General features: G+C 70.9%; 12 protein-coding genes. 2 read left to right on the top strand and 10 right to left on the bottom strand.

Annotation, left to right across the window (positions count from 1 at the left end; all coding sequences use genetic code 11):
• Position 1: 1 nt before the first annotated feature.
• From AB0M87_RS10760 to AB0M87_RS10720, 9 genes are all read right to left on the bottom strand, one after another.
• Positions 2–904, bottom strand: a complete 903-nt coding sequence (locus tag AB0M87_RS10760) for an aldehyde dehydrogenase family protein (protein ID WP_365851600.1) — start codon at positions 902–904, stop codon at positions 2–4.
• Positions 897–2333, bottom strand: a complete 1437-nt coding sequence (locus AB0M87_RS10755) for an aldehyde dehydrogenase family protein (protein ID WP_365851599.1) — start codon at positions 2331–2333, stop codon at positions 897–899. The genes AB0M87_RS10760 and AB0M87_RS10755 overlap by 8 nt, the downstream gene beginning before the upstream one ends.
• A gap of 5 nt (positions 2334–2338) precedes the next feature.
• Positions 2339–3301 (bottom strand): deoxyribose-phosphate aldolase, encoded by a 963-nt coding sequence (deoC, locus tag AB0M87_RS10750; RefSeq protein WP_365851947.1) that lies wholly within the window; start codon positions 3299–3301, stop codon positions 2339–2341.
• A gap of 109 nt (positions 3302–3410) precedes the next feature.
• Positions 3411–4061, bottom strand: a complete 651-nt coding sequence (locus AB0M87_RS10745) for a PH domain-containing protein (protein WP_365851598.1) — start codon at positions 4059–4061, stop codon at positions 3411–3413.
• 89 nt (positions 4062–4150) lie between these two features.
• On the bottom strand, positions 4151–4531 hold the full coding sequence (locus AB0M87_RS10740; protein WP_365851597.1) for a VOC family protein: 381 nt from the start codon (positions 4529–4531) through the stop codon (positions 4151–4153).
• Between the two features lie 70 nt (positions 4532–4601).
• The gene (locus AB0M87_RS10735; protein WP_365851596.1) at positions 4602–5054 is read right to left on the bottom strand and encodes a DUF664 domain-containing protein; all 453 of its coding nucleotides are present in this window, start codon (positions 5052–5054) and stop codon (positions 4602–4604) included.
• Positions 5055–5109: 55 nt separating this feature from the next.
• Positions 5110–6738 carry a phospho-sugar mutase gene (locus AB0M87_RS10730; RefSeq protein WP_365851595.1) on the bottom strand — a complete coding sequence of 543 codons (1629 nt, stop codon included), beginning with the start codon at positions 6736–6738 and terminating at the stop codon, positions 5110–5112.
• Between the two features lie 50 nt (positions 6739–6788).
• Positions 6789–7610 (bottom strand): purine-nucleoside phosphorylase, encoded by an 822-nt coding sequence (locus tag AB0M87_RS10725; protein WP_365851594.1) that lies wholly within the window; start codon positions 7608–7610, stop codon positions 6789–6791.
• 105 nt (positions 7611–7715) lie between these two features.
• A complete protein-coding gene (locus AB0M87_RS10720) occupies positions 7716–8153 on the bottom strand; it encodes a gamma-glutamylcyclotransferase (RefSeq protein WP_365851593.1) in 438 nt (145 codons plus the stop codon).
• Between the two features lie 203 nt (positions 8154–8356).
• Between AB0M87_RS10720 and AB0M87_RS10715 the strand changes: the two genes are divergently transcribed.
• Complete coding sequence (locus AB0M87_RS10715; RefSeq protein ID WP_365851592.1) at positions 8357–9796, top strand: NAD(P)H-quinone dehydrogenase; 1440 nt, start codon at positions 8357–8359, stop codon at positions 9794–9796.
• A 133-nt stretch (positions 9797–9929) separates the two neighbouring features.
• Positions 9930–10907, top strand: coding sequence for a DeoR/GlpR family DNA-binding transcription regulator (locus tag AB0M87_RS10710; RefSeq protein ID WP_365851590.1), 978 nt, complete (start codon positions 9930–9932; stop codon positions 10905–10907).
• 82 nt (positions 10908–10989) lie between these two features.
• Here AB0M87_RS10710 and AB0M87_RS10705 read toward each other — a convergent pair whose 3' ends face one another.
• Complete coding sequence (locus tag AB0M87_RS10705; protein WP_365851589.1) at positions 10990–12753, bottom strand: biotin carboxylase N-terminal domain-containing protein; 1764 nt, start codon at positions 12751–12753, stop codon at positions 10990–10992.
• Positions 12754–12906 lie beyond the last annotated feature (153 nt).

Raw genomic sequence — 12906 nt, 5'->3', positions numbered from 1 at the left:
CTCAGTACGACGATCCGGAGACCCCCAGCGCACCCGTCGGGTGCCAGACCGTCTTGGTCTCCAGGAACGCGGTCAGCCGCCGTGTGCCGGGGTCGGCCGTGAAATCCGCCGGCTGATCCACCGGCTGGGGACGCAGCACCCGCTTCAGGTTGTCCGCCGCGGCGATTTCCAGGTCGCGGGCCAGTTCGGCGTCCGCCCCGGTGAGATCGATCGCGTTGACGTCCTGGTGTGCGGCGAGCGGTGCGGCGATCTCCGCTGTCCGGCCCGACAGGATGTTGACCACCCCGCCCGGCAGATCGGACGTGGCCAGCACCTCGCCGAGCGAGAGCGCGGGCAGCGGGGACTTCTCGGAGGCGATCACCACGGCCGTGTTACCGGTGGCGATCACCGGGGCGACGACCGAGATCAGGCCCAGGAACGAGGAGTCCTGCGGGGCCAGGACGGTGACCACACCCGTCGGCTCGGGCGTCGACAGATTGAAGAACGGGCCGGCGACCGGGTTGGCGCCGCCGACGACCTGGGCGATCTTGTCGGTCCAGCCCGCGTACCAGACCCAGCGGTCGATCGCGGCGTCCACGACGGCGGCCGCCCTGGACTTCGACAGGCCCTCGGCGTCCGCGACCTCCCGGACGAACTGGTCCCGGCGGCCCTCCAGCATCTCGGCGATGCGGTAGAGCACCTGGCCGCGGTTGTAGGCGGTGGCGCCCGACCAGCCGCCGAACGCCTTGCGCGCGGCGACCACCGCGTCCCGGGCGTCCTTGCGGGAGGACTGCGGCGCGTTGGCCAGCCAGTTGCCCTTCGAGTCAGACACCTCGTACACCCGGCCGCTCTCGGAACGCGGGAACTTCCCGCCCACGTACAGCTTGTAGGTCTTGAAGACGCTCAGTCGGTTCGGATCAGACATCGAGGTACGCCTCCAGGCCGTGGCGGCCGCCTTCGCGGCCGAAGCCCGATTCCTTGTAGCCGCCGAAGGGCGAGGTCGGGTCGAACTTGTTGAACGTGTTGGCCCAGACGACGCCGGCACGGAGCTTGTTGGCGACCGCCAGGATCCGCGAGCCCTTCTCCGTCCAGATGCCCGCCGAGAGGCCGTACTGACTGTTGTTGGCCTTGGCGACCGCCTCGTCCGGCGTGCGGAACGACAGGACGGAGAGCACCGGGCCGAAGATCTCGTCGCGGGCGACGGTGTGCGCCTGGGTGACGCCGGTGAACAGCGTCGGCGCGAACCAGTAGCCGGCCGAAGGCAGTGCGCAGGGCGCGGACCAGCGCTGGGCGCCCTCCGCCTCGCCGGTTTCGGCGAGTGCGGTGATACGGGCCAGCTGCTCGGCCGAGTTGATGGCTCCGATGTCGGTGTTCTTGTCCAGCGGGTCGCCCAGCCGGAGGGTGGTGAGCCGCCGCTTCAGCGAGTCGAGCAGCTCGTCCTGGATCGACTCCTGCACCAGCAGCCGGGATCCGGCGCAGCACACCTGGCCCTGGTTGAAGAAGATGCCGGTGACGATGCCCTCGACGGCCTGGTCGATCGGGGCGTCGTCGAAGACGATGTTCGCCCCCTTGCCGCCGAGCTCCAGGGTGACCTTTTTGTCGGTCCCCGCCACCGAGCGGGCGATCGCCCTGCCGACCGCCGTCGAGCCGGTGAACGCGACCTTGTTCACGTCCGGGTGCTCGACGAGCGCCGCGCCCGCGTCGCCGTACCCGGGAAGGATGTTGACGACACCCTTGGGCAGGCCGGCCTGGCGGCAGATGTCCGCGAAGAACAGGGCCGACAGCGGCGTGGTCTCGGCGGGTTTGAGCACGACCGTGTTGCCGGTGGCGAGCGCCGGGGCGATCTTCCACGCCAGCATCAGCAGCGGGAAGTTCCACGGGATGACCTGGCCGGCGACCCCGAGGGGGCGCGGGTCGCTCCCGTAACCGGCGTGGTCCAGCTTGTCGGCCCAGCCCGCGTAGTAGAAGAAGTGCGCGGAGACCAGCGGCAGGTCCGCGTCGCGGGTCTCCCTGATCGGTTTGCCGTTGTCGAGGGTCTCCAGGACGGCCAGTTCGCGCGAGCGCTCCTGGACGATCCGGGCGATACGGAAGAGGTACTTGGCGCGCTCGGCGCCGGGCAGCACCGACCACTTCTCGAAGGCCTTGCGGGCCGCCTTCACCGCGCGGTCCACGTCGGCGGACCCCACCTGTGCGACCTCGGAGAGGACCTCCTCGGTGGCGGGGCTGACGGTCTTGAAGACCCTGCCGTCCGCCGCCTCGGTGAACTCGCCGTCGATGAACAGCCCGTAGGACGGGGCGATGTCGACGACCGCGCGGGACTCCGGCGCGGGGGCGTAATCGAATACGGATGCCATGGTGATCAGTCCACCGTCACATAGTCGGGGCCGGAGTAGCGGCCGGTGCTGAGCTTCTGCCGCTGCATCAGCAGGTCGTTCAGCAGGCTGGAGGCGCCGAAGCGGAACCAGTGGTTGTCCAGCCAGTCCTCGCCGACGGTCTCATTGACCAGCACCAGGAACTTGATCGCGTCCTTGGAGCTGCGGATGCCGCCGGCCGGCTTCACGCCGACCTGGACACCGGTCTGCTCGCGGAAGTCGCGCACCGCTTCCAGCATCAGCAGCGTGTTGGCCGGGGTGGCGTTGACCGCGACCTTGCCGGTCGAGGTCTTGATGAAGTCGGCACCGGCCATCATCCCGATCCAGGACGCGCGGCGGATGTTGTCGTACGTCGACAGCTCGCCGGTCTCGAAGATCACCTTCAGCCGCGCCGCGGTGCTGTCCGGACGCACGCACTCCGCCTTGACGGCCTGGATCTCCTCGAAGACGGACAGATACCGGCCGGAGAGGAATGCGCCGCGGTCGATCACCATGTCGATCTCGTCGGCTCCCGCGGCGACCGCGTCCCGCACATCGGCGAGCTTCACCGGCAGCGCGGCCCGGCCCGCCGGGAACGAGGTGGCGACCGACGCCACCTTCACATCGGCGCCGTGCAGTGCCTCCTTGGCGACGGCCGCCATGTCCGGATACACGCAGACCGCCGCCGTCGTGGGGGTCGTACGGTCCGTGGGGTCGGGGTGGACGGCCTTGGCCGCGAGCGCCCGGACCTTGCCCGGGGTGTCCGCGCCCTCGAGCGTCGTCAGGTCGATCATCGAGATGGCCAGATCGATGGCGTACGCCTTCGCCGTGGTCTTGATCGAACGGGTACCGAGGGACGCGGCGCGCGCTTCCAGGCCGACGGCGTCCACGCCGGGCAGCCCGTGCAGGAAACGGCGCAGCGCGCCGTCGGACGTGGTCACGTCAGCGAATGCGGGGGATGTGGTGGGCATGGTCACCAGGTGAGCATATCTACGCGCGTAGCGACTTGTACAGGGGGACGCCGAAGGAGCCGGTCACCGGATGAGCCCGGGCCGGTGACGGTCGAGGCGGTGCCCCGGGTCAGCGCACCGCCAGCAGCACGGCGAGCAGCACCACACCCACCACCGGCGTCGCGATGACCTCGTACGCCCAGCGGATCTCCGGCGAGCCCTGCGCCGTCGGCCGCTCGGAGCCACGCTCGGCGAGTGCGCGCAGGTCGGCGATGGTCTGGTCGGAAGGGGCCGGTCCCGGGCTCCGGTCGGTGTCCTGGGCGAAGGGGTCACGGTTGCGACGCCCGCCCGGGGACTGCCCCGCCGCGGCCCGCATCTGCTGCATGTTCGCCCGCTTCCGGCGTCGGAGCGAGACCGGCACGGCCCACAGCTGGTACTTTCCGCCGTCGGCGAAGACCTCGCTGGAGTAACTCGCCCGGATGTCCTCGACGCAGGACCACGGGAGCGTGATCGTACGGAAGGGGTTGCGGACCCGCAGCCGGTCGTCGTTGGCGAAGACCGCGGGGCGCAGCGTGAAGGCACTCACCAGCGGAACCACGGTCACCAGACCGGCGAGGGCCAGCCAGGGGGTCTGACCGGTCCCGCTGACGAGGGCGTCGATGCCGAGCCAGAGCGCGAGCGCGAGCAGCAGGACGCCACCGGCGAGCCCGCCGAGGGACCGGAAGACACGGTCCGCGTACACCGGCGCGTTGGGCTGTGGCTTGGACTGCTCAGGGCTCATACGTCCGATTCTGCCTGACGCTCGCGCCGTGCACGCAAGGCCCCGGCTCCCCGGACGGCCGGCGACACCTCCCGGCGGTCAGTAGCGGCTCAGCCAGGGAGCTGCTGCAACGTCCAGCCGTTGCCGTCCGGGTCGGTGAACGCCGCGTAGGAGACGGTCGGCTTGCCCGGCGCGCTCATGTCCACCACCTCGGCGACCTCGACTCCCCGCCCGACCAGCTCGTCCCGGGCGGCGTGGATGTCGTCGACGACCAGGTGCAGGCCCTGGACCGAGCCCGGGGGAGTGCTGACGGTGCCGACGCCGACGGCGATCGAGCAGGCCGACCCCGGCGGCGTCAGCTGGACGACGCGGAACGCCTCGTTCGGGCTGAAGTCGAGGTCGACCTTGAAGCCGAGCCGATCGGCGTAGAAGGCCTTGGCGCGGTCGACGTCGGCGACCGGAAGCGGGATCAGTTCGAGGCGGTAGTCCACGGCGGAGGTTCCTTTCGCGAGGCGGGGTGGTCAGTCTTCACCGACACGGCGAGACGGGTGTCACCGACGCTCAGTCCAGTGGGTCCTCGCCGACGAGACCGTCCACCGACTCGCGGATCGAATCGGCATGGCCGACATGCCTCGCGTACTCCTCGATGAGGTCGATCAGGAGACGCCGGAGGCTGGGCGACTCACCGGCAGACGTGGTGATGCGGCCCAACTGGCCCGGGCCGCCCTTGGCCAGTGCCTCCTCGACCACGGAGCGGGAACGGGCCACGGCGTCCTGCCAGAGCGTAAGGAGCTGCTCCGGGCTGTCGGCGGCCGAGTGCCACTCCCCAGTCCGGGTCGGCGTCCCGGTCCGCGGCGTCCCACGGCGACCCCAGCGCCTGGCCCAGCCACTTCCGGCAGAACGTGTCGTCCTCCACGACGGCCAGGTGCTTGAGCAGGCCGCCCAGCGTGACGGCGGAGACCGTGACGGCTGGGCGTTTGCATGCCGGCCGCGTCGAGTCCGCCGCGCTTCCACCCCGCCGAGTGGATCCAGGATGCCGGGAGGGGCGCTCGACGCGCGCGACCGGCTTCTACAGGCCGGCCGCCCGGGACAGATCGGCCTTGATCGAGTCGAGCAGCGCGGCCGCCCGGGCGCGGACCGCCGGTACGGCGCTGATGTCCTCCACCGGGAGCACGACCTCCAGGTAGCACTTGATCTTGGGCTCGGTGCCGCTCGGACGGACGATCACGCGGGCGCCGTCCAGGTGGTACCGCAGCCCGTCGGTGGGCGGCAGCTGCTCGGTTCCCTTGCTGAGATCCTCCGCCGCGGTGACCGGCAGACCGCCGAGCGCGGTGGGCGGCTGTGCGCGCAGGCGGCGCATCGCGTCGGTGATGAGGGACAGGTCGTCGACCCGGGCGGAGAGCTGGTCGGTGGCGTGCAGGCCGTGCCGGACGGCGAGCTCGTCGAGCAGGTCGAGGAGCGTACGCCCCTCGGCCTTGAGCACCGAGGTCAGTTCGGCGATGAGCAGGGCGGCCGTGATGCCGTCCTTGTCACGGACACCGTCGGGGTCGACGCAGTAGCCGAGGGCCTCCTCGTAGCCGTACCGCAGGCCGTCGGCCCGGGAGATCCACTTGAAGCCGGTCAGGGTCTCCGCGTAGCCCAGACCGGCGGACTCGGCGATCCGGCCGAGCAGCGAGGACGACACGATGGACTCGGCGAAGGTGCCGCTGACACCCCGGCGGACCAGATGCTCGGCGAGCAGCGCGCCGACCTCGTCGCCGCGGAGCATCCGCCAGTCGCCGTCGTACGGGACGGCCACCGCGCAGCGATCCGCGTCCGGGTCGTTGGCGATGACGATGTCGGGGGTGGCGCGGCGGGCGGTCGCGAAGGAGAGGTCCATCGCGCCGGGTTCCTCCGGGTTGGGGAACGCGACCGTCGGGAACGCGGGGTCGGGTTCGGCCTGCTCGGCCACCAGCACCGGCTCCGGGAATCCGGCTCTCGCGAAGGCGGCGAGCAGGGTTTCCTTGCCGACCCCGTGCATGGCGGTGTAGACGACGCGGGCGGTGCGCGGGGAATCCGGGGTCAGTACGGCGTCGGTGCGGGCCAGGTACGCGGCGAGGACGTCGTCCCCGAGGATCTCCCAGCCTCGCTCCGGGCGCGGTACGTCGTGCAGGCTCGGTACGGCGTCGATGGCGGCGGCGATCTCGGCGTCGGCGGGCGGCACGATCTGGGCGCCGTCACCCAGGTAGACCTTGTAGCCGTTGTCACGCGGCGGGTTGTGGCTCGCGGTGACCTCCACGCCGGCCACCGCGCCCAGGTGCCGGATGGCGAAGGCCAGGACCGGGGTGGGCAGGGGACGGGGGAGTACCGCCGCGCGCAGGCCGGCGCCGGTCATCACGGCGGCGGTGTCCCGGGCGAAGTCGGCGGACTTGTAGCGGGCGTCGTAGCCGACGACGACGAGGCCGCCGGTGTGGCCCTGAGCCTTCAGGTAGGCGGCGAGTCCTGCGGCGGCGCGGATGACGACGCTCCGGTTCATCCGCAGCGGGCCGGCGCCGAGCTCGCCCCGGAGTCCGGCGGTGCCGAACTGGAGGGTCCCGCTGAAACGTGCGGTCAGCGCGTCGGTGTCCTCGGCCGCGATGAGCTTCGCGAGCTCCTCGCGGGTTTCGGGGTCGGGGTCCTCGGCGTGCCACGCCTTGGCCTGCGCGATGAGGTGCTGCACGGTTTGTGCCTTTCTGTCTCGTTGCACGGGGGCGCTGCCCACGGAAAGCTTCAGATCCGCTCGAGCACCCGCTCGAGCAGCGCGCCCATCCGTGCGGCGGAATCCCGGCCCGCCTGCAGGACCTCCTCGTGGTTGAGCGGTTCCCCGCTCAGGCCGGCCGCCAGGTTGGTGACGAGGGAGATGCCGAGGACCTCCGCCCCGGCCTCGCGGGCCGCGATCGCCTCGAGGACCGTGGACATGCCGACGAGGTCGCCGCCCAGCACCCGGACCATGTTGATCTCGGCGGGCGTCTCGTAGTGCGGGCCGGGGAACTGGACGTACACGCCCTCTTCCAGCGACGCGTCGATCTCCTTGCACAGCGCGCGCAGGCGCGGCGAGTAGAGATCGGTGAGGTCCACGAAGTTGGCGCCGACGATCGGCGAGGTCGCCGTCAGGTTGATGTGGTCGCTGATCAGGACCGGCTGGCCGGGACGCATCCCGGGCCGCAGGCCGCCGCAGCCGTTCGTGAGGACGACCGTCTTGCAGCCGGCCGCCACGGCGGTACGGACGCCGTGGGCGACCGCGGCGACGCCGTGCTGCTCGTAGTAGTGGGTGCGGCCCAGGAAGACCAGGGCGCGCTTCGCGCCGATGCGGTACGAACGGATCCGGCCGCCGTGGCCCTCGACGGCGGGCGGCGGGAATCCGGGCAGCTCGGTGAAGGCGAAGTCGGCGTCGGCCACGCCGAGAGCATCGACGGCCGGCGCCCAGCCGGAGCCCATCACGAGGGCGACGTCATGGGTCTCGGCGCCGGTGAGTTCCCGCAGGCGGGTGGCGGCGTCGGCGGCGGCGGCGTGAGGGTCGCCCTGGAGGTCCGGGATAACTGAAGCGTTCACGCCGATGAGGGTAACCGCTCGTTCCCTACGCGCGTAGATGTCTCGGCTACGGAGTCCGGATCGTTGCCTTGTCGTTTCCGACGAACGAAGCGGGACGGGCCGGAGCTAGCAGGGTCGCTTGCGCAGTTCCATCACATAGTCGTGCGGCGCGCCCGCCGACTCCGCCGCGTCCGCCAGTTCACCCAGATAGCGAGCGGACGGCAGGCCGCCCTCGTACCCGTTCAGTACGTAGATCCAGGCCGGCTCCTCGCCCTCCAGGGTGTCCACCCTGACCCGCATCCGGCGGTAGATGTCGAGGCCGACACCCTCCCACCGGTCCATCGAGTCCTCGTCCATCGGGGCGATGTCGTACAGCGCGACGAAGATCTGGGAACGCGGGGCCTCCACCACGGTGGCGAGCGCGCCTTCCCAGCCCATCTGCTCCCCGCCGAAGGTCAGCCGCCAGCCGTTGAGCCAGCCGGTGCTGCGCAACGGGGAGTGCGGAGCGCGGCGGGACATCAGCCGCGCGTCGAGGTTGCCGGCGTACGCGGCGTAGAGCGACATGGTGTCGAGGGTACGACAGTGACATTTGTCGGAGCCCGCCACGCGCGGCGGAGAGCCGCGCGGAGGCCCGGGAAGCCCCCCGGGGGTGAAGCATTCTGACGAGTGCGGGACAATGAAGCACGTACTGCATTCACCGGGGGCGACCCCCGGACCCCGGCCGGGGCGGCAGTGCGGCCGGGGAAACAACGCGAGGCGGACTTTTCGTGACCCGGATCGTGATCATCGGCGGCGGCCCCGGCGGATATGAGGCCGCCCTGGTCGGCGCCCAGCTCGGCGCGGAGGTGACCGTCGTCGACTGCGACGGTCTCGGTGGGGCGTCCGTGCTCACCGACTGCGTGCCCTCCAAGACTCTGATCGCCACGGCCGAGGTGATGACGACCTTCGACTCTTCGTACGAGGAGTTGGGCATCATCGTCGCCGACGACACCCCGCCGCTGGAACAGGCGGCCCGGGTGGTCGGCGTCGACCTCGGCAAGGTGAACCGCCGGGTGAAGCGCCTCGCGCTCGCCCAGTCCCACGACATCACCGCGTCGGTGACCCGGGCCGGGGCCAGGGTCATGCGCGGCCGGGGCCGGCTCGACGGACAGCAGGCCATGGACGGTTCCCGCAAAGTGATCGTCACGGCCGCCGACGGCAGCCAGGAGACGCTGACCGCGGACGCCGTACTCCTGGCGACCGGCGGTCACCCGCGGGAGATCCCGGACGCGCTGCCGGACGGCGAACGGATCCTGAACTGGACGCAGGTCTACGACCTGGAGGAGCTCCCCGAGGAGCTCATCGTGGTCGGCTCCGGCGTCACCGGAGCCGAGTTCGCCGGCGCCTACCAGGCGCTGGGCTCGCGGGTCACCCTGGTGTCCAGCCGCGACCGGGTGCTGCCCGGTGAGGACCCGGACGCGGCGGCGGTGCTGGAGGACGTGTTCCGGCGCCGCGGTATGAACGTCATGTCCCGCTCGCGGGCGGCCGGCGCCAAGAGGGTGGGCGACCGGGTCGAGGTGACGCTGGACGACGGCCGGGTCATCTCGGGCACGCATTGCCTGATGGCGGTCGGATCCATTCCCAACACGGCCGGCATGGGCCTGGAGGAGGCCGGTGTCCGGGTCAAGGACTCGGGGCACATCTGGACCGACAAGGTCTCCCGTACGACCGCCCCCGGCGTGTACGCGGCGGGTGACGTCACCGGGATCTTCGCGCTCGCCTCGGTCGCCGCGATGCAGGGCCGGATCGCGATGTACCACTTCCTCGGCGACGCGGTGCAGCCGCTGAACCTCAAGACGGTTTCGTCGAACGTCTTCACCGACCCGGAGATCGCCACGGTCGGCTACAGCCAGTCGGACGTCGATTCGGGCAAGATCGTCGCCCGCGCGGTGAAGCTGCCGCTGCTGCGCAATCCGCGCGCCAAGATGCAGGGCATCCGGGACGGTTTCGTCAAGATCTTCTGTCGTCCGGGCACTGGCATCGTGGTCGGCGGCGTGGTCGTCGCACCCCGCGCGAGTGAACTGATCCACCCCATCTCGATCGCCGTCGACAACAATCTGACCGTGGAACAGATCGCGAAGACCTTCACCGTGTATCCGTCCCTGTCGGGTTCGATCGCGGAGGTGGCACGGCAGTTGCACGCCCGGAAGACGGCCGGCGAGGACTGACGGCTGGGGTCGGCGGGACAAGGTGTAGGCAAGTACGCCCCGTATACCACCCGCTGACCCAATCTGTGAACAACTTCTGTTATCCGGCGCAAAATGCTGAGAACTATCGGCCGGTCAGGTTACTGTCAGTTTCGTGTTCGCTGCTGAACGTCGCCAACTGATCCTTGAAATGGTGCGCGCCAATGGGGCCGTGTCGCTCCGTGAGCTCGCCCGTGTCGTCCAGACCTCCGAAGTGACCGTACGGCGGGACGTGCGGGCGCTCGAGGCGGAAGGACTCCTCGACCGCCGGCACGGCGGTGCGGTACTGCCGGGCGGTTTTACGCGGGAGTCCGGCTTTCCGCAGAAATCCCATCTCGCGACCGCGGAGAAGACGGCCATCGCCGATCTCGCCGCGGGACTGGTCGAAGAAGGCGAGGCCATTGTGGTCGGCGCCGGGACGACCACCCAGGAACTGGCCCGCCGGCTCGCCCGCGTCCCCGGGCTGACCGTCGTCACCAACTCGCTGCTGGTCGCCCAGGCGCTGGCCCATGCCAACCGGGTCGAGGTGGTGATGACCGGGGGGACCCTGCGCGGGTCCAACTACGCGCTGGTGGGCAGCGGCGCTGAGCAGTCCCTGCACGGACTGCGGGTCTCCCGCGCCTTCCTCTCCGGGAGCGGCCTCACGGCCGAGCGGGGCCTCTCCACGTCCAACATGCTCTCCGCGAGCGTCGACCGGGCGCTGGTGCAGGCCGCCGCCGAAGTGGTGGTCCTCGCGGATCACACCAAGCTCGGCACCGACACCATGTTCCAGACGGTGCCCACCGATCTGATCACCCGGCTGGTCACCGACGAGCCGGGCACCCAGGACGACCGCGCCGCAACGGAGTTGCAGGCCCTGGCCGATCAGGGCGTGCAGATCGCGGTGGCGGGTTCAGGCATCGGTTCGGGCGCTTCCGCCGCCGGCGGCGACGGCGTCCCGGGGCGTCAGACCCGCCACGACATGCCGCTCCCCGGCCAGCGGCGCACCCATATCCCCGGCGCCGCCCAGCAGTTGCGATCGGCCGCCCCGACGTCACTCGCCGAACAGCAGGCAGGCGAGCGGGCCCGGGTGGCCGAACTGCGCCGCCGCTGACAGCCGCGGCGCTCCCGACAGCGGTACGGGGGTGGGCCCCGCCGGACATACCGGCGGGGCCCACCCCCGTACCGTCAGGTGTTCAGTCCTTGATCTCGCAGATCAGCGCGCCGGAGGTGACGGAGGCGCCGATCTCGGCGGTGAGGCCCTTGACGGTGCCGGAGCGGTGCGCGTTGAGAGGCTGCTCCATCTTCATCGCTTCGAGGACGACGACCAGGTCGCCCTCCTTGACCTCCTGGCCCTCCTCGACGGCGACCTTGACGATGGTGCCCTGCATCGGGGAGGAGAGGGAGTCGCCGGAAGCGGCGGAGCCGGCTTTCTTGGCGGCCCGGCGCTTGGGCTTGGCGCCCGCCGCGAGCCCGGTCCGGGCCAGCGACATGCCCAGCGACGACGGCAGGGACACCTCGAGGCGCTTACCGCCGACCTCGACCACGATGGTCTCGCGGCCCGACTCGTCGTCCTCGGCGTCCGTCGGGACGGTGGTGAAGGCCGGGATCTCGTTGACGAACTCGGTCTCGATCCAGCGGGTGTGCACCGTGAAGGGCGTGCCGTCCTGCGGGGCGAACGCCGGGTCGGCGACGACCGCACGGTGGAAGGGGATGGCGGTGGCCATGCCCTCCACCTGGAACTCGTCCAGGGCGCGGGCGGCGCGCTGCAGCGCCTGCTCGCGGGTGGCGCCGGTGACGATCAGTTTGGCGAGCAGGGAGTCCCAGGCCGGGCCGATCACGCTGCCGGACTCGACGCCCGCGTCCAGGCGGACGCCGGGGCCGGACGGCGGGGCGAAGGTGGTGACCGTACCGGGGGCGGGGAGGAAGCCGCGGCCGGGGTCCTCGCCGTTGATACGGAACTCGAAAGAGTGACCCCGCAGCACCGGATCGCCGTAACCGAGCTCCTCGCCGTCGGCGATCCGGAACATCTCACGGACCAGGTCGATGCCCGAGACCTCTTCGGTGACCGGGTGCTCGACCTGCAGGCGGGTGTTGACCTCGAGGAAGGAGATCGTGCCGTCCGTGCCGACCAGGAACTCCACGGTGCCCGCGCCGACGTACCCGGCCTCCTTGAGGATGGCCTTGGACGCCGTGTACAGCTCGGTGACCTGAGCCGCGCTCAGGTAGGGGGCCGGGGCCTCCTCCACCAGCTTCTGGTGGCGGCGCTGCAGCGAGCAGTCCCGCGTGGAGACGACGACGACGTTGCCGTGCGTGTCGGCCAGGCACTGGGTCTCGACGTGCCGCGGCTTGTCCAGGTAGCGCTCCACGAAGCACTCGCCGCGCCCGAAGGCGGCGACCGCCTCGCGGACCGCTGAGTCGTACAGCTCGGGGATCTCCTCGAGGGTGCGGGCGACCTTCAGGCCGCGCCCGCCACCGCCGAAGGCCGCCTTGATGGCGATCGGCAGGCCGTTCTCCTCGGCGAAGGCCACGACCTCGTCCGAGCCGCCCACCGGGTCCGGTGTGCCGGCCACCAGGGGCGCGCCGGCGCGCTGGGCGATGTGCCGGGCGGCGACCTTGTCGCCGAGGTCGCGGATGGCCTGCGGCGGCGGGCCGATCCAGGTCAGCCCGGCGTCCAGGACGGCCTGGGCGAATTCGGCGTTCTCCGAGAGGAATCCGTATCCCGGGTGGATGGCGTCGGCGTCCGCGTCCTTCGCGGCCTGAAGCACCTTGGCGATGTCCAGGTAACTGGCGGCCGGGGTGTCACCGCCCAGAGCGAACGCCTCGTCGGCCGCGCGTACGTGCAGAGCGTCCCGGTCCGGATCGGCGTAGACGGCTACGCTCGTGATTCCGGCGTCCCGGCAGGCCCGTGCGACGCGGACAGCGATTTCGCCACGGTTGGCGATGAGCACCTTGCGCACGATGGCTCCCTCCTAGCTGTGTTTGCCCCACTCACGCCCGAGTGGGGTGACTCGGCAGGTCATCGTGCCGAAGATTCGCTGAAACATGCTGAGTTTAGGGACTGTCGACACGGCGTTTCGACCTGTTCCCATGGGTGAGCTTCCCCACACAGG

Source organism: Streptomyces sp. NPDC051320 (assembly GCF_040682175.1).
Lineage (GTDB): Bacteria > Actinomycetota > Actinomycetes > Streptomycetales > Streptomycetaceae > Streptomyces.
The sequence above is the reverse complement of the archived record's forward strand: the minus strand, read 5'-3'. Positions and strand labels throughout refer to the sequence as shown.

Excerpts from the sequence above, each read along its gene's own strand:
- AB0M87_RS10755 (WP_365851599.1), bottom strand. The coding sequence starts at position 2,333 with ATGGCATCCGTATTCGATTACGCCCCCGCGCCGGAGTCCCGCGCGGTC.
- AB0M87_RS10760 (WP_365851600.1), bottom strand. The coding sequence starts at position 904 with ATGTCTGATCCGAACCGACTGAGCGTCTTCAAGACCTACAAGCTGTAC.
- AB0M87_RS10720 (WP_365851593.1), bottom strand. The coding sequence starts at position 8,153 with ATGTCGCTCTACGCCGCGTACGCCGGCAACCTCGACGCGCGGCTGATG.
- AB0M87_RS10745 (WP_365851598.1), bottom strand. The coding sequence starts at position 4,061 with ATGAGCCCTGAGCAGTCCAAGCCACAGCCCAACGCGCCGGTGTACGCG.
- deoC (WP_365851947.1), bottom strand. The coding sequence starts at position 3,301 with ATGCCCACCACATCCCCCGCATTCGCTGACGTGACCACGTCCGACGGC.